Raw genomic sequence first — 19,213 nt, 5'->3', positions numbered from 1 at the left:
ACAACCCGTGCAAGGTGCTAGGCGGAAAAGTCTTGTTCGTGTTGTTGTATAATCGGATAGCTTCCTCATTCTCTATTTCAATTTTCAAATTTGAAGAATTCATTGTATTTAACAAAAGAGAATCAATGATTTGCGTAAACTGCCTGAACATACCTTCAATCATTTCTGGCGCAAACAATTCCTCTACATAATCCCAAAATACCCATAATTCATCCGATACTAATGTTGCCTGAAAATCAATATAGACCTGTGAAGTTTGCGTTATTCCCGTTTTCAAGTTTCCTAATTGTTCAAGACCAGGTGTGCGCTCTGTCTTATTTTCAGAAAGCACAGAAGTAAAAACATACGGAATTACTGCCTTTCCATGTCTAATCCCATGATGTCTCACAATATCTCTAATAAACTCAACACCCTCATAGTGACGGTGCTCCAACGCATCAATTAAGACAGACTGAACGGCTCTGGCCTTCTCCCAGAATGACATACCCGGTTTAAATGAAATGCCAAGCAGAAGGTTTGATGTAAAGTCACCTACTATATGTTCTACCTGCTCATGAAAAGGATAACGATTGAAGACTGTAAGATTAATGGACAAGTTCTCTTGATTGCCCCATATGGAAAGAAGATATGAATAAATAGTCGCAAGCAGAGCGGATGGAGTCACTCCATTTTGTAAAGCCAGCTGTTTTAAAGAAACCCACTGCTGCTGATTGTATATCTTCTCTTTTCTTTGGAATTTTGGTGACTTTATTTGTTCTGGATCACAACGTAAAGGGAGAACAGGCGCTAAAGGAAAGTCTTCCACTTTATTAAGCCAATATTTGCGATCCAGCTCATATATTTCAGATTTCTTCAAATCTAAATAAGCAAGAATATAATCGCGGAAGGTGAAGTCCAATTTGGACAATTCGGCATTTGGATTGTGATAGAAATACATCAGGTCACGACCGATAATATCCATACTTGCTGCATCAGCAATGAGCAAATCCCTGCCCATACACAATAGATACTTATCATTCTCAAGCTGGAAAGCCTTAAATTCGAACATCGGCCACTGTTCAGGAACAAACACATGGTGTGACATCCGACTTCGCTCCAGATGAATTCGTTCCTCTTGTTCTCTTCTTGTCAGAAATCGAAGATCTTCTATAGCCATTTTATACTCAGGCACGTCTTTAAGAATAACTTGCTCGCCGCTTGGCATGATAATCGCCCTTAGCATTGGGTGTCTTTGAATGACTTTATTCAAGCATTCATTAAAACGAACCATGTCAACGTCAGTCTCCACCTCGGTATATACATGAGTGGAAACGCCGCCCATTTCAAGTTCATCATTTCGACCTAGGAAATATGCCATCTGAATATCAGTTAACGCAAAAGGAGCGTTTATTTTTTCTAAATCGGGAAGCGCTGTCGGGTATATTTTTCCACTAAGCTCTTTTGTCCCGCCTGTTACACAATGATTAATAATTTCCAAGAGATGATTTTTGAAATTTAAGGCAACTTCGGTCAGGGTATCTTCATCATACTCATGCTTGTTGTATATAAAAGAAATTTTCAACTCGTCTTCCATAACTGCTGCCGTTATATCCATGGAGTAACTTCGCTCTGATTGTGGATCAAGCATTTGGCCCTGAGGCATATCAGTAAGCGTAAAAACTCCCTGATCTATACTTTGAGAAAATTCACCTAAATAGTTAAAGCAAACTTCTGGATTGAGCTTCCACTTCATTAATTTTTTGTGTTCCAGAGCAGTAACATATTTTAACAGACCATATCCAATCCCTTTTTTCGGGATTTGGCGTAATGTTTGTTTTATATGTTGAACAGTATCCTGAACAGAACAAGATGGCGGAAGATCAATTACTACAGGATACATCGTTGTAAACCAACCGATTGTCCGAGAAACATTAATATCAGAAACTATGTCTTCTCTCCCATGCCCCTCTAAACCGATTAGAATCTGAGTATGCTGTGTCCAATCTCGGAATGCACTCCCTAATGCAGCTAACAATAAGTCATTAATTTCCGTATTGTAAGCCTGATTGGAATGACGAAGCAGATTGTCTGTGTCCTGCTTGGATAGTTGAATATTTATCGATCTTGTATCCTTGATAAAGTTAGTCGAACATGTGCGATCCTTAGGTAGAGGCTCAAAATGCCGCTGATCCATATTCATCCAATATGGAATCTCATCAAGTAATATCGGACTATTCGCATACTCCTCCAGTGCACTAGCCCAGCTCTTATAGGAAGTAGTCTTATACGGTAATGAAGGCTTTTCTCCCGAACTAAGCTTTTTATAAACCTGTGTGATATCTTCCAGTAATATTCGCCAAGAAACACCATCGATTACCAAATGGTGCGCAACCATAAGGAGATAATCTCCTTCTATGGTTTGGAATAGCCCCGCTTTCAGTAGAGGACCTGTAGTTAAATCCATACTCTTTTGAATCTCTTCTGAAAAATTTGCGATACGCTCCCTTACATCTAGTTCACTTGAAAGATCCATAACCTGCAACCAAGCTGACTCTTTTATGGCCTGATTTGTTTGTACAATAGAGTCTTGCTCGCTTGCATACACCATACGCAGAGCATCATGATGATAAATAATATAATTCATCGTTTCTTGAAGGGTCTCAGGTTCAAAACCTTCTTTTCTATACAACATAAAAGACTGATTCCAATGATGACGTTGTATCCCCTGATGCTCAAAAAACCACTTTTGAATTGGCGTAAGCGGAACGATCCCCTCAACAACATTCTGATCTACAACTTTGGTTTGTATAGCTAACACTTGAGTTAATTGTGCAATCGTCGGATTCGCGAAAATATCTTTGATTCCGATATGCACATGATGACGTTGTAAACGTGACGACACTTGAATGGCTTTGATAGAATCTCCCCCGAGTGCAAAAAAATGGTCATGAATGCCCACTTTTTCTACCCCCAGTACTTCTTCCCATATCTCTGAAGTCACGGTTTCAATATGATTTCTTGGCGGTGTGTAGCTAGCAGATACCTTTACTTTGATGTCGGGTACTGGTAAATTCCTACGATCAATCTTTCCGCTTTGCGATAGAGGAAATCTATCTAACTTTATAAAATAAGACGGCACCATATAATCTGGAACCCGTTGGATAAGGTATTCTTTTATAGAATTTTCATTGATAGATCGGGACTCCATAATATATGCGCATAAATGTCCATTATTTTTGGCATCCATATATACTGTGACTAATGCCTGCTGTATACCTGAATATTGATGCAGAACGTTTTCTATTTCTCCAATCTCAATTCGATACCCACGGATCTTAATTTGAAAGTCTTTTCTCCCCATGTACTCAATATTCCCATCACTCTTCCATCTTGCTAAATCGCCTGTTTTGTACATTTTTTGACCCGCTCTAAATGGATCCCTTACAAATTTCTCTTCAGTTGCTTCTGGAAGATTCACATATCCTGCTGCTACACCTGTACCCGAAATACATAATTCTCCTGCTACTCCAATTGGCTGCAATTGACCATCCTGATCTATTATATGCATTTGAATATTATCGATTGGCTTGCCGATTGGTATGGAATCCATCTCAAAATCAGAAGGACAATCAAAATAAGAATCATGTATAGTGCCTTCAGTCGGTCCATATAGATTAGAGAAAACAATGTTTCTATCTCTTCTCCATCTATCGTTAAACCGTTGAACATGCCAGCATGTCAGTGCTTCTCCACTGGTGAATACTTTTTGTATAGACGATAAACGCTGAATATGTCCCTCTCCATATTCTAAATAGTCTAAAAATGCATGTAACATGGATGGAACAAAGTGGATCACAGTTACTTTTTTTTGTTCAACTGTGCGGATTATGCTCTCAGGATCTTTTTCAGCTCCAGGCTCCAATAAACACAGGGTGGCAGCGCCCTGAAAATACCACCAGCACAATTCAAATACAGACACATCAAAAGTGTAAGATGTTTTTTGCATAATAACGTCCGCTTCGGTGATCGAATACTTTCGTTGCATCCACAACATATTGTTGACAACGGACCGATGCTGAACTATAACCCCTTTTGGTTTACCAGTAGAACCTGATGTGTACATAATGTAAGCCATATCCTCAGGTTTATTAACACAATTTAGATTGGTGTCATCCTCGTTATCAGACAAGCCTACATCCATAAGCAGGATTTCTGTTTCAAAACCTGAGAGGCATTCCTTCCACTTTGTCTTTGTTAAGACAAGGTGGGTTACGCTGTCTTGTAGCATATAACGAACCCGCTCTTTGGGATAAGCTGGATCGATAGGTATATAAGCCCCTCCAGCCTTATGAATCGCCAGTATAGCTATGATCATTTCAAATGATCTTTCAACCATTATTCCAACGCTCCGGTTACTACCTACCCCCTTGCGTCGTAGTATTCTGGCTAGCTGATTGGCACGTTTGTTGACCTCTTCATAACTCATATGTTGTTCACCCAAAATGAGGGCAGTTTTATTAGGATAAGCTATAACTCTATCCTCAAAGTATTCGTGTAAACATTGTTGACCAGAAAAAGCTTGGTCTGTGTTGTTGAATTCTGTTAATATACGTTCTTTTTCATCGGGTGTGAGAATTGAAATGTTTCTAACAAGTATGTGTGGATTTTCAGTGATGGCAGTAGTGACCGCACGAATATGTCCGGCAACCTTTTGCATATCCTCATGCGAATAGCAAAATGCATTATATTTTAAACATACAGAGATTTCTTCGGAGGGGATGATAATGATATTGAAATCATAGTTTGTTTGGTCCTTTAATTCAATATCATAAATTCTCAACTCATGTGCATGCTGTCCGTCTAATAAATTGAATTCCAAAGGCACATTTTCAAAAACTACAATATGATTGATTAAATTCTCTTTCAATGGCGTAGCCGCTTGTATCTTCATCAGAGGATAATGACTGTGCTCTTGGGAGTCAATCATTTGCTTATGGATGAGTATCAATAGGTCTTCAAAATCGATATCTTGCTCAAAATTTATTCTTACTGGATTGGTATTAATAAATATTCCGATCATTTGGTCGATTCCGGAAACCGCTGCATGCCTTCCTGAAACGACTGTTCCAAAAACCACATCATTGGTATCATTATATCTTTTTAGCACAATACTCCAGATTGCTTGAATAACAGCATTCATTGTTACACGATAGGCAAGTGCCAATTCTTTAAGTTTTTTAGTCATTTCCCGATCTAAGGTAAACTTAACTTGTTCCTGCAAGTAGCCTTCCTTTTTCTGTTTGGGTTGCCATGGTAGAGCAGTGGACTGTTCAATCCCCTCTAAATATTGGTTCCAGTATAAACTTGCAGAATCTTGATCCTGATGATTAAGCCATTCGATATAATTTTGAAAAGAGTGAATTTCCCTTAGAACAGGAGATCTTTGCGCAGATAAGGCACTATATATTTCAAAAAGCTCTTGTACAATCGCGCTCAAGCTCCAACCATCTACAATAATATGATGAAAGCTTAGCAGTAATCGAAAATGTTGCAGATTCGTCTGGAATACCGCAAGCCGAACAAGCATTTCAGCAGTTACATCGAAGCCTTTCATTTTTTCCTCATCGGCATAGTTAGAGATATACTCCATTTGGCAATCATGATTTTTTTCAGTTAAATCCTGAAAAACAATTTTATGTTCCAGATGGTCTACGACCATTTGAATGGGTCGCTTCGCTTTATCGACATTAAAAAGCGTACGGAAAACATCATGTCGCTGTACAAGCAATTGCATACTCTTATTCATAATATCTAGTGAGAGAGGCCCTTCCACACTGAAAAAAAGCTGAACTATAAAATTCCCCTGATTTTCTTCACGCAATGTATGATATAGAATTCCTTCTTGCATCGGTGTTAGCGAATAAACCTTTTGTAAAAGTTGTTTAGACGACATGACTAGTTCCCCCTGTTAATTGATCTTAGAATTCAACTCTGTTTGAAGTTCGTGCAGATCACTTGCGGAAATCCCTAATTCGTCATAGCCATTTTGGATCACAGTAGTATTCACAGACTGGGCCTGCTTAGATTGTCCCTTTATAATAAAGGTGCTTAAATCCGCTACACTAGGATACTGGAATATATCTTTGGTAGTGACTGTAATATCTTTCACTCGGAGTTGCGCCGAAATTTGAATCGCTTTTATTGAATCCCCTCCCAATGTATAAAAATCCTCAACTACACTTATGTTTTCAATCCCCAACACCGTTTCCCATACACGGGCTATCGTCTCTTCAGTACTGTTCCTTGGACGTATCGCTTGATTCTGAAAAAGCTGACTTGTATCAGGAATTGGTAGTTTTTTATGATCCACTTTGCCATTTGCGTTTAAAGGCAACTTCTTTACCTTTACGAAATAGGCAGGGATCATGTAGTTTGGCAATCTTTCGGATACCCACTGCCTGATTCTTTCGGTATTCATTTCTTGATCTGCAGCAAAATACGCACATAAGCGCTTATCTCCTTGTTTATCTGCCTGCTCCATGATGAATACTTCTTTAATGGCCTGATTTTCAAGGATACACTTTTCAATTTCACCTAATTCAATTCGGAACCCCCTAATCTTTACCTGATGGTCATTACGTCCTGTAAATTCAATTTCTCCGTTTGCAAGTCGTCGCCCTAAGTCACCTGACTTATATAATCGTTTATCGTGCAGATAGAAAAATTTCTCTTGAGTTAGTTGATCATTGTTGAGATAACCTCGTGCGAGACCTTCTCCAGTAATACATAGTTCCCCAACTGCCCCAATTGGCTGCTGCTGATTATCCGAATTAAGAATAAGCACCTCCGTATTCTTAATGGGTCGGCCGATCGGAATCGTAAACATCTCCTCATTAACTTCTTGAACTTCATGATACATCGCATAAACGGTACTCTCTGTGGGGCCGTACATATGAATAAATTTCCCTTTACCCATCAACTGAAAAGCTTTATTTACATGTACTATGGATACTCGCTCGCCACCAAAAAGTACCTTTCTTACATTGGCCAAGCAATGAATTTCAAGGTCTACGAGTGTATTAAAAAGGGCCGTTGTCACAAAAAAAACGGAGACATTCTCTTTTAAAATCAATTGGGCTAACTCAGATACATTAAGCATTGTCTCTTTATCTACTAAAACAAGTCTTGCTCCATTCAAAAGGCTCCCAAATATATCAAAAACAGAACCATCAAAAGCAAAGTTGGACAATTGGAGAATGGTATCTTGTGGTGTAATTTGTACATAATCTGAACCCTTCACAACTCTCATTACATTGATATGTTCAATCATGATTCCTTTAGGTATACCGGTTGAGCCAGAAGTATACATTACATAAGCCAAATGGTTAGCCTCTGATATGCGTAGTGGATTACTCTTATCACGATCATCTGTTTGTTCCAGCACATCCTCAAGAACCAAAATCCGATGTCTTTCGGAACCTTCCAGTTGAGCTATTAGCTTTGTAATTATAGAAACGTTTGATCGCGAAACTACAATGATTGATAAGTTAGCATCCTGCACAATAACCTTTAAACGCTCACTTGTATTTTCCGGATCAAGAGGAGTATAGCCTGCATTGGATTTCAAAATGCCTAGTATCCCAATAATCATCTCTGGTGAACGCTCAGTAAGTAGTCCAATTAGTTGATCAGGTTGAACACCTAAATCTTGTAAAACATAGGTAAGCTTGTTGGCTTGCTTATTTAACTCTCCATAAGATAGATGAGTTTCTCCATAGGTAAGGGCCGTTGCAAATGGCGCAACTTCAACTTGTCTTTCAAATAAATCTGCAAGTGTTTCTGTACCACTGCGCTCCATACTCTTTGAGCTTCTCAGTGCCATAAGTTCGAATTCCTCATCAGCACTCAAAATACAGATATTTTTCAAGCAAGCAGAAGGTTCACTATAGATTTTCATTGCGACATTATATATATGATTTGCCATTCTTCGCACAGTATCTTCAGAATGAATATTGGAATTATAGATAAATGTTATGTTTGTTTCATCTCCCGGAAGCACTGTAATACTTAAGTCATAATTAGTATGTTCTATAACATCAACTTCCTTAATATTTACATCCATTTCTGCTAACATATGTTTCCATGAGGAATTTAAAGGCGTATTATCAAACACATAAATATGATTAAACAGGCTTTGTCCGATCGACTGATTTTGAATCTGTGAAAGTGACAAGTGCTCATAGGGCTTAGATTTTAAATTCAGATGATGAATATGCTGTATTAGTGAGGTAAAAGTTTGGTCTCCCGCTGATTGTATACGTAAGGGAACTGTATTAATAAACAATCCTAGCATTCGCTCAACTGCTGGGATCTCTGGTGGCCGTCCTGCAACAACTGAACCAAATACAACATCGTTACTATTATTATATTTTTGCAGCACAATCCCCCAAAGACTCTGATAGACCGCGTTTAATGTAACTTGGTTGTTTCGAGCCAATTCTTTTAAGAAATTGGACAGTCGACGCTCTAATTGAATAGAATGTTTACTCAAGCTATAATTTTGAACTGATTTTTTTCCATTACTGCGTGTCTGATCTAGTAGAATGGAGCATTCTTCAAATTCGCTTAAATAATCTTTCCAGTATTCAAGAGCACTGTCTTGGTCTTGTATTGCCAACCATTCTATATACTGACTATAAGGCTGCTCCATACAAATGGATTGGCTTTGTCCTTTAACTAAAGAAGTATAGATTTCAAATAATTCGCAAAGGATTAAATCGGAGCACCAGCCATCCATTAAAATATGGTGAAATGTGAGTATACAAGTACTTTCACCAGGGCTTGTCTGTAGCACGGATAGCCTAATGAGCGGATCTTCCGTTAGGTTGAATCCTTGCTGACGATCCTTTTGTAAATAATGCTGTATCCACTGTTTTTTATCCAGATTTGATATATCAGCTCTACTTTGATAAACAAATTGAAGAGGTCTTTCCGTCAACACTACCTGAAGCGGCTGTTTGACCTTTTCCCATAAAAAAGTAGTTCTTAATACATTGTGCCGTTGGATAAGTGTCAAAAAGCTTTGCTTCATAAGTTCAACATTAAGATGACCTTCCATAGTTAGAATTAGCTGTACTAAATAAGTGTTGGGTTCTGTATCTGACAGAGAATGATATAATATGCCTTCTTGCATGGGGGACAGCGTATATATATCCTGAATTTGTTCTTTTGAAAACGGGTTCACTCTACTCACCTGCCTAATCTAGTGTTTAGAATTTAAGGAACTGAGAAGCACATCATAAATCATATCTAAATCCTCTTCCTTTAAATTTTTTAATGTAAAATCACTTGGAGTGCGCAACTGCTCCTTCTTGTCTATACAATGCTGAATAGTCCTGATAAGATGGTTTTCATATCTCCCTGCCAAATGTTGGATTTCCTGTCCACTAATCCGTGCACTATCATAGCCGATAGAAAGATGCAATTGATCTCCCGTGATATATCCTGTTATTTCAAGTGCATAACACAGTTCATTATTAGGGCTGATATTCCCTAATCCCTCGGGTCCAAAGGAAGCTGCACTGCTGTAAGAAGAGAGTTGGAAATATGGAGAACTTGAGATTGGGTCAAGTTGACCTAAATAATTAAAATTAATTTCTGGCTCAATAGAAAATACCAAAGGTGCCCTCAAACTTTCCGGGCTAAGATATTTGAGTACCTCATAGTCCAAACCTTTATTTGGAATAGTTCTAAGATTCTCTTTGGTTTTTATAATCCATTCAGACAAATTGTCAGGCTCATACATACATAGAAGCACTGGGCACTGAGATGTGAACCAACCGACTGTACGTGTAATATTTATATCAGGTAAAATATCTGTACGGCCATGGGATTCCATATTGATTACAACTTGTTTGACTTTAAGCCAGTCATACAGAGCTATCCCTAAAGCAGTTATCAAAACATCATTTATATCGGTGTTATATGCACGATGGACTTGGCCAAGAAGCCTTTTTGTGTTTTCTTTTGACAGAGCAAATTTTAAATTACGTTTGTTCCTTTGTGTTGACACCTGTACTTGATCATTTTTCCACAGTAATAATTCTTGATTAACTTTTGCATTAAAATTCAGCCAATAAGGGATGTATTTTACTATTTCCCTACTATTCGAATAATTCTCCAATGCTTCAGCCCATTTTTGGTATGAATCTGTTTTTTCTTGCAGTATAGCCACCTGTCTGCCTTTAATAATTTGCTCATAGGACTTTGAGAAATCTTCGATTAATATACGTAAGGAAATTCCGTCCATCACTAAATGATGTATCGACAACAGCAAATGATCTCCTGACTTGGATCTGAACAGTCCTAAATGTACTAATGGACCCTTCTCCAAACTTTTACTCCCTTGAATCTCTGAAATTTGGTCAATAATAAATTTTTCTTCATCCTCATGCGGCACGTCGAATACATTGAAATTGAATACCTCGGGACTCACGTCCATGTTCACCTGTTTTAAATTACCGCTCTCCATCTGGTAAGTCATTCTAAGCGCGTCATGGTGCTCAATCAGTGTTCTCAAAACTCTGAGCAATGCTTCTGTTTCATAGCGTTCCGGATTATGAAATAGAACAGATTGATTCCAATGATGCTTATCAGTTAACTTTTTTGTAAAAAACCAATGCTGAATAGGGGTAAGGGGGACATTCCCCAAAGTTTTGCCTTGGTCACTCTTACGGTGAATCTGTTGAATGGACTGGCCAAATTGTGCAATAGTAGGTTGTTTTAAAAGATGATGACTACTGAGCTTTAGATTATGGGAGTTCAACTTTGCAGATAATTGAATGGCTTTAATTGAATCACCACCCAAATCATAAAAGTTATCATATATACCCACCTGGCCTACGCCAAGAACCTCGCCCATTAGTAGGCATAGAAGTTCTTCTAAATCAGTGCGAGGCTGCTGATGATTAGGTTGCTCCGATAAATCCCTGGTTGGCATAGGAAGAGCTTTTCGATCCACTTTTCCATTAATGGTCATAGGAAGTTCAGATAAATAAATAAAATAGGTAGGCATCATATAAATCGGTAATTCTTGCTTGATAAACTGACGCAACTCCGCCGTGCTTATCGTACTTTGGGCTACATAATACGCGCACAACTGCAACTGATCCTGCTCATTCTGAATAGTCTGCACCACTACTTCTGTGATTTCTTTATGTTTAAGTAGAATCGCCTCAATTTCTTCTAATTCGATCCGATGTCCACGTATTTTTACTTGCTGATCCAGTCTCCCACGATATTCCAAATTCCCGTCAGGAAGCATCCGAACTAAATCACCGGTTCTATATATTGTTATTTCCGGAATTGTTGGATGTTGGATGAATTTTTGTTTTGTAAGCTCTGGACGATTCAAATAGCCTCTTGCCAGCCCACAGCCGCTTATGAAAAGTTCCCCGATTTGTCCAGCATCAACAGGATTCAGCTGCTCATCAAAAATAAATAAATGCGTATTCGGCAATGACAAGCCTATAGGAACTGAATTACCTTCAAAATATGCTGAAGGAGCCATCCATAAAGAAGCACATATGCTCGCTTCCGTGGGCCCGTATGCATTTACATAAGTTGTATACGGACTCCATTGATTTACCAAATTACTGGATGATGACGATCCTGCTGTTATCAGCAACCTTAAATCCGAAACTCGTGATACTTCCAAGTACACTGCATAACTTGGAGGCAGTGTTAAGACAGTAATCATATTTTCTGAAACATAGGATTCAAAATCAATGGGATCATGTATTATTTTCTGAGGAATAATATATAAGGTTGCCCCATTAAAAAGTGCCATAAAAAGTTCCCATACAGAGGCATCAAATGAAAAGCTGGCAAACTGACCGATTCGATCTTTTGAAGTAATATGGAACTTATTTGTCCAAATTGACTGCAAATTTTCAATTCCCTTATGTTCTAATAAGGTTCCTTTAGGCTGTCCTGTTGAACCTGAGGTATAGATTAAATAGGCGAGATCGCTTGAGCAAACATTCCGCTCCAAATTATCAGTCGAACGATTGGAATACAGTTGTTCAGTCACTACTAATTTACTTAATCCTGGATGATTAGGAGTTCCTAAATGCTGCTGTGTAAGCAGCAACTTCACATTGCTGTCACTTAGCATGAATCTAATTCTCTCCTCAGGGTAACCTGGATCGATTGCCAAATAAGCTCCTCCAGATTTAAGGACCGCTAATACTGCAATGATCATATCGACGGAGCGTTCCATCATAATTCCAACAATGCAACCAGTACAAACATTATGCTCAACCAGTACTTTAGCTAATTGATTGGATTTTTCATTTAATTCGCGATAAGTTAGGCATTTTTCACAACTGACAACAGCGGGATGATCTGAATTAGCTACTACTTGCTTTTCAAATAGACTGTGGATAGTCATATTGTTACTCCTCCCTGCCGAGGTTCCATCTTCTATTTACTTGAGTCCAACTTCAATGGAGTGCAGCATAACCTGACTCGAATTTAGTTTGAAATATTTTTTAATTTTCCGGAAATTCATATCCCCAATAGAACACAACCCTACCTGCTCCAGCTCAGCTACTTGAGTTAACAGCTGCACCATAATTCCACAGTCGATAGCAGCATACAAATAGCCCATTCCCCCATATTTCGGCATCGTTACCTCACTGTCATAAACCATAAATACAGAAAAAGCTGATGTGCTAAATATTTCTTGATTTTGGGCATAATGAGCTTCTTGTGTGATTACACAGGCGCTGCTTACCATTTGTAGCATATTACGTACTGGATTATAGTAATATAAGCCTGCCTTTACCTTTTCTATGCGGGCGTCCTTAACATAAATGAATATATCGATTGGATATAATCCACCATCAGTTGCGTAAAAATAGCGAATCTCCCCATTAGTTATCGTCTGCTTAAAAACAGAGATTAGCTTTGAAAATGTTTTAAATGGAAGTTTGCGATTTATATCAAAATTACGATAAGACCTGCGGTTTACAATCTCTTCTGTGAATGAAACATCCTCTAGAGGAAGTTCATACTCCATAACATTCGAAAATGAGCGTTCAAGCTGTTTTTGTTTGAAGTGATTGTAACGTTCCGGATCAATGAAAGTGTCTTCGTGGTGAGGATTGTGTACAAGATAATTATGCGGATAAAGGAGCTCTTGAGGGGATAAAATTGAATTTACTAATATGCGTTCATTAATTAAATGTTTAATAAAATCAACAAGGTGTTCCTGATTTAAATGAGAATAATGCTCGATAAGAGATTCCAGCTTTATGCCTTTTTGCGTTATGTAGTACAACTCAGGGAATAATTCAAGTGCTATACCAGAGAATATGGAATGCTCAATTTCAACAGCGTCCTCTGTTTTGCACCAACGAACGGATGGAGACCAGAAATACACAGTTTCATTCTGGATTAATTTAGATAATTGCATAGGGGCTTGCTTATGCATAATAGTTCCTCCTCTAAATATGATCATTTAAGGTATCTGACCACTGACTTATTATGCTGGTTGTTTTTTATGATTGAATATCCATTCCATTTCACTATGCCTGCCGATACACCAACGACGGTACAATTGTCGGGAACATTTTTTAATACAACTGCACCTGCTCCTATTTTGGAGTAATCGCCAATTCTAATAGGGCCTAATACTTTAGCTCCCGCCCCTAAAACAACCCTGTTTCCAATAGTAGGATGTCTTTTCCCCACATCTTTCCCAGTGCCTCCTAAAGTAACATTTTGATATATCGTCACATTGCTTCCTATTACAGCAGTTTCACCTATCACAACCCCAATACCATGATCTATAAAAATCCCATCCCCCATCTTTGCGCCTGGATGTATATCTATTCCTGTAAAAAATCGTCCCCAATTAGATAACATTCGCGCAAATAAATACAAATGAACCTCAAAAAGGAAATGGGATAATCGATAGAATATCAGAGCATGAAAACCTGGGTAACATAATACTATTTCAAGCCAACTATTTGCCGCTGGATCCATTTCTCTAATAAACCGGATATCCTTGATTACCTTGCTTAACATTTCGGATCACTCCCCTTGCAGAAAGTACCTTTCCGATGAAAATGTAAGCATCATTATTGACTGTTCATATATTTCCACCTCTCTAATAGAATAGAAAACATTAATAACTATACATTTTTTAAAAAATATAAAATACTAAATATTTAGTATGTTACACAAGAAATATTCTACCTCCATATTTTCGTAAAGTAAATATTGAATTAATGTTTTTCAGGCTAAATTTATAATCGCAAACTGTATAAATTTAATCAGATTTAATAAATAAAAAAACTTTATTTCGCCAACACGGCTTCTTTTGAAGAGACACAGTGAGGAACGCAAGTAGGCAATAAACCTTTACATCATTGGACTGTAATGATATAATCCGACTATAATCCTTTACTAAATATTTAGTATAAAACATTTAGCAATAAAGTTATGGAGGAGATATCATCATGAGTACAACACGTGTAATGGTTCTTGGGCTCTTGCTGCAATATGGAGCAATGTCAGGATATGAAATACAACAGAAAATGCAATCAGCACAGACGGATAAATGGGCTTATGTGCAACCAGCTTCCATATATCATGCCTTAAAAAAACTGGATTCAGAAGGAATTGTACGTTTAGAAACATTAGAACAGACAGGGAATCGGTCCAAAGCTATATATGCTATCACGGAGACTGGAAAAGGCGAGTTTAGTCGGCTTTTAATCGAATCATTTAAAGAAACTTCTGTTGTGTTTCCAACAGCCCTGTACACAGCTTTGACTTTTATGGATGAGGTCGGCCTCCATGAAATAGAAGAAGCTTTAAGTTTTCAGCATCAAGCCATTGAAAAAATCTATAAAGAAATGAAATTAGGTCAGGAACAAAAAGCTGAACTTATGGATATCCCTGTAAACGTCATGTTAATTTTCAAAAATATTTATGATCAATGCGAGCTGCAATTAAAATTTGTTAAGCAAATTAAAGAGGAAATCAGAAGAAATTTATAGGAGGATGTAATGATGAAAATGAGTAAAGGAGCACACTATAAGCAAAAAGCTGCTCTAACGGTTGTCGGATTAGCTGTATTCATTGACATGTTAATCTATGGATTAGTCGTTCCCATTTTGCCAAGATACGCAGATTCTCTTGGAGCAACTCAAACCGAAATTGGATTTTTGTTCAGCAGTTATGCAATTGCACTGTTTATAGCTACTCCTATTTTTGGTCTGTTAACGGATCGAATTGGGAGAAAGACTCCTCTGTTATGGGGGTTAATTGGACTCATAGCTTCCACTTTAATGTTCGCCATAGCCCACACCTTCTGGCTGCTTGTACTGGCACGTGCTCTTCAAGGGGTCGCAGCCGCCATGACCTGGACAGCAGGGCTCGCTCTGCTGGCTGAGCTATACCCATCTGAAGAACGCGGCAAAGCCATGGGCTTGGCGTTGTCTGGGCAAGCCGCTGGAACCCTTCTCGGACCGACAATAGGCGGTTGGTTGTATCAATGGGGAAGTTACCAGTTCCCTTTTTACTTTGCCATCGCATTGGCCGTCGTCGATGCTGTACTTCGACTAGTACTCCTGCACGATATTCCAGAAGAGAAAAATGAAAAGTACTTATCTCCTTTTTCATTCATGAAAAATAAAGATTTGCTTTTGGTTATCGGGGTTGTAATTATCGGTGCATCCGTCCCAAGCGTACTTGAGCCAACATTACCGTTACACCTACAGCACAATTTTAACGCAAATCCAGGAGTTATCGGACTGTTATTTGCTATTCCCACACTTGCTTATGGCCTGGCAACCCCCTTTATAGGTCAATTCTCCAGCAAGATCGGCTATAAAAATGGAATTCTCCTCGGTCTACTTATGGTATCCATTGCTCTTCCTCTAACTGCACTTCCAGCAATATTATCACTCCAAGCTGTTATTTTAGCTGTTTTAGGAGTTAGCATGGGTATGGTTCTTGCTCCCTGCTTACCTCAACTTGCTGATATTTCTCAACGAAGTGGAATTCATTCTTATGGAATTACTTTTGCTCTCTATAACACGGCATACTCGATTGGTCTAATGATCGGCCCTATTTTGAGCAGTACTCTCACCGATTTAATGAATATTAAATTATCTTACTTAGTCATTGGTATTATTGTATTAATATACATGTTGGTACTCGCTTCAGCCTTAAGGAAAGCCAAAAATTCATCAAACAATATAAAACTAAGTAAATAAGTAAACAACAAATTCATATCACCTATAAGAAATAAAATACTTCCTTTGCAGCTATCCATCCCAGAGCGCCCTAATCCATAGAAAAAGGTATCCCTCCAAACTTATCGCTAGGGGATACCTTTTTCGTCCATCTATGACTTAACTGGCTTAACCTTCATTAGCGCTTCAAGTGCGAGATTCAGCTTGAGCACGTTCACACGCGGCTCACCGAACACCCCGGCGCTGCGGCCTTCTGTCTGCTCCTGCACCAGCGCCTTCAGCTGGTCCTGCCCAATTCCCGTCAAGCTGCTAATACGTGGAATTTGAGCCTGTGCCGCCTGTGGCGAGATGTGCGGGTCCAGTCCAGAGCCCGAATTCGTAATCAGGTCCACCGGCACCTGGCTGACGGGCACAACCGGGTTATGCTTCTGCCAATCCGCTATAGAATCCTTGATCCGCTGCACCAATGCTGGGTTCGAAGGTGCGTAGTTGCTTGAGCCAGAACCAGCTCCATTATAATCAATACTTGATACCCGGCCTTGGAAAAACGCCGGATTGGTAAAGGACTGCCCAATCAGTTCAGAGCCGATTACCCGGCCCTCCGTGTTACGAAGCATACTGCCGTTTGCCTGCTGCGGAAACAGGACTTGCGCCACTCCTGTGCTGACCAGCGGGTATGCCAATCCGCACAATAGGATCATTAGCACAGAAGTTCGCACAGCCACTCCAATAACCGCGCTTCCTCGCATCTCTTGTCTCTCTGGTTGTTTTTCCGATACTGCCTCCGTCTCTGTATGCATATTCTGGCCTTGTCCACCAGATCCGGCTTTCTCATGTGCAGCAAATCTGCGTCCAGACAACATCCGATAAAAACCACTCATGTCGCTCACCCTTTCTGCGCTAAATCCACAAATGCACCAGCAAATCGATGGCCTTGATGCCGACAAACGGTACCACCATACCGCCTAGACCATAAATCAGCAAATTCCGTCCCAACAGCCGATCCGAGCTCATGGGCTTATACTTTACACCCTTCATTGCCAGCGGGATTAGAAGTGGAATAATGACTGCATTAAAAATAAGCGCCGATAAAATAGCCGATAATGGGGACCCCAATCCCATGACATTCAATGCACCCATTTGCGGAATGGCCAGCATGAACATCGCCGGAATAATAGCAAAATATTTGGCCACATCGTTCGCAATACTGAACGTTGTCAGTGCCCCGCGCGTCATAAGCAGCTGCTTACCAATGGCGACCACCTCAATAATTTTGGACGGATCAGAATCCAGGTCCACCATATTCGCTGCTTCCTTGGCTGCGACCGTACCGCTATTCATGGCAAGACCGACATCTGCCTGGGCCAGCGCAGGGGCATCATTGGTACCGTCACCGGTCATGGCTACCAGCTTGCCCTGCTCCTGCTCCTGGCGGATAACCGCAATTTTATCTTCCGGCTTGCTTTCAGCAACAAAATCGTCCACACCTGCTTCTCGTGCAATGGTAGCAGCGGTCAGCGGATTATCACCGGTACACATAATCGTGCGGATGCCCATTTCCCGGAGCTGATCAAAGCGCTCCTTCATGCCCGGCTTCACCGTATCCTTCAAATAAATAATGCCGTATATCCGATCATCCAGCGCCACTGCCAGCGGTGTACCTCCTTCTGCGGCTACCTGATTCGCTTTTTCCTCCAGATCGGCTGGAACGCTGCCTTTTTGCGCTACAATCCACTGCCGGACAGAGTCCACGGCGCCTTTGCGTACTCTTCGTCCATCGGCGAGATCCAGACCACTCATCCGGGTTTCAGCCTTGAACTCGATAAAGGTCCCGCCTGCTGCCAAGGATTCATCCAGCGTGTATTCCTGCTTGCGCATCAATTCCAGCACCGAGCGTCCTTCAGGCGTCTCATCCTTTAGTGAGCTCATCGCCGCCCATTTCGCTAGCTCTGCCTTTTCTATACCATCTACGACCACGAATTCACTCGCCATCCGGTTTCCGAAGGTGATGGTACCCGTTTTATCGAGAATCATCGTGTTGATGTCCCCGGAGGCTTCTACCGCCTTGCCTGACATGGCCAGCACGTTAAACTGGGTAACCCGATCCATACCAGCAATCCCAATCGCCGACAAAAGTCCGCCAATCGTAGTCGGAATCAGACAGACCAGCAACGAAATCAGCACGGGAACAGGCAAATCAATCTTAAAATGACGGGCTATCGGGGCCAGCGTCACCACCACAATGAGAAAAATAATCGTCAAGCTAATCAGCAATGTATTCAGCGCAATTTCATTTGGCGTTTTTTGTCGCTGTGCGCCTTCCACGAGCGAGATCATTTTATCAATAAACGTCTCACCCGGCTCAGTCATAATCCGCACCTTAATGCGGTCACTGACCACCCGCGTCCCACCAGTTACCGAGCTAAAGTCACCGCCTGATTCCTTAATGACCGGAGCTGATTCTCCCGTTATCGCTGATTCATCCACCGAAGCCAGGCCTTCAATGACCTCACCGTCGCTTGGAATCATTTCGCCCTGAGAGACAATAACCACGTCACCTTTACGCAATGCTGCCGAGCTGACCACCTGAATCTCATTCCCAACGAGCTTATTAGCTTGTGAATCCTGCTTGGATTTTTTCAAGGAAGCAGCCTGTGCCTTCCCCCGTCCCTCCGCGAGCGCTTCGGCAAAGTTAGCAAAAAGCAGCGTGAACAACAGAATAATAAATACAGCCAAGTTAAAGCCCATTTCCTCGCTGGCTCCAAAATAACCGGGAAGCAGCAGCATGAGCAGCACGACCAATGTACCGATCTCTACGACGAACATGACAGGATTTTTCATCATGATCATCGGATTTAATTTGATAAAGCTATCCTTGATCGCCTGCTTCAAGATGCTTCTATCCAGCATGCGTTTGCGTTCTTCCTTCATGATCAAGCACCCCGTTCATCCATTCTCATTTTCCT

9 protein-coding genes are annotated in these 19,213 nt (G+C 40.2%); 2 read left to right on the top strand and 7 right to left on the bottom strand.

Annotation, left to right across the window (positions count from 1 at the left end):
- The 5 genes from ABEW32_RS09860 to cysE all read right to left on the bottom strand — a co-directional run.
- Positions 1–5,932 (bottom strand): amino acid adenylation domain-containing protein (locus tag ABEW32_RS09860; protein ID WP_430186991.1); only part of this gene is annotated, 5,932 nt, incomplete at its 3' end.
- Between the two features lie 15 nt (positions 5,933–5,947).
- Entirely contained in the window at positions 5,948–9,223 is a 3,276-nt protein-coding gene (locus ABEW32_RS09855) for a non-ribosomal peptide synthetase (protein ID WP_430186988.1), read from the bottom strand.
- Positions 9,224–9,241: 18 nt separating this feature from the next.
- Positions 9,242–12,430, bottom strand: coding sequence for an amino acid adenylation domain-containing protein (locus ABEW32_RS09850; RefSeq protein ID WP_430186985.1), 3,189 nt, complete (start codon positions 12,428–12,430; stop codon positions 9,242–9,244).
- A 36-nt stretch (positions 12,431–12,466) separates the two neighbouring features.
- Positions 12,467–13,474 carry a SagB/ThcOx family dehydrogenase gene (locus tag ABEW32_RS09845; protein WP_430186982.1) on the bottom strand — a complete coding sequence of 336 codons (1,008 nt, stop codon included), beginning with the start codon at positions 13,472–13,474 and terminating at the stop codon, positions 12,467–12,469.
- A 23-nt stretch (positions 13,475–13,497) separates the two neighbouring features.
- Positions 13,498–14,070: a serine O-acetyltransferase gene (gene cysE / locus ABEW32_RS09840; RefSeq protein ID WP_103042306.1), complete on the bottom strand. Its 573-nt coding sequence runs from the start codon at positions 14,068–14,070 to the stop codon at positions 13,498–13,500.
- 434 nt (positions 14,071–14,504) lie between these two features.
- Between cysE and ABEW32_RS09835 the strand changes: the two genes are divergently transcribed.
- Entirely contained in the window at positions 14,505–15,047 is a 543-nt protein-coding gene (locus ABEW32_RS09835) for a PadR family transcriptional regulator (RefSeq protein WP_430186979.1), read from the top strand.
- Between the two features lie 12 nt (positions 15,048–15,059).
- Positions 15,060–16,268 carry an MFS transporter gene (locus ABEW32_RS09830; RefSeq protein ID WP_058829166.1) on the top strand — a complete coding sequence of 403 codons (1,209 nt, stop codon included), beginning with the start codon at positions 15,060–15,062 and terminating at the stop codon, positions 16,266–16,268.
- A 131-nt stretch (positions 16,269–16,399) separates the two neighbouring features.
- Here ABEW32_RS09830 and kdpC read toward each other — a convergent pair whose 3' ends face one another.
- Both kdpC and kdpB read right to left on the bottom strand, forming a co-directional pair.
- Positions 16,400–17,128, bottom strand: a complete 729-nt coding sequence (kdpC, locus tag ABEW32_RS09825) for a potassium-transporting ATPase subunit KdpC (RefSeq protein ID WP_430186976.1) — start codon at positions 17,126–17,128, stop codon at positions 16,400–16,402.
- Positions 17,129–17,147: 19 nt separating this feature from the next.
- Positions 17,148–19,178, bottom strand: a complete 2,031-nt coding sequence (gene kdpB / locus ABEW32_RS09820; RefSeq protein WP_430186973.1) for a potassium-transporting ATPase subunit KdpB — start codon at positions 19,176–19,178, stop codon at positions 17,148–17,150.
- Positions 19,179–19,213: the final 35 nt, after the last annotated feature.

Origin of the sequence: Paenibacillus jamilae (genome assembly GCF_050482105.1) — a bacterium.
Taxonomy (GTDB): Bacteria; Bacillota; Bacilli; order Paenibacillales; family Paenibacillaceae; genus Paenibacillus; species Paenibacillus jamilae_B.
The sequence above is the reverse complement of the archived record's forward strand: the minus strand, read 5'-3'. Positions and strand labels throughout refer to the sequence as shown.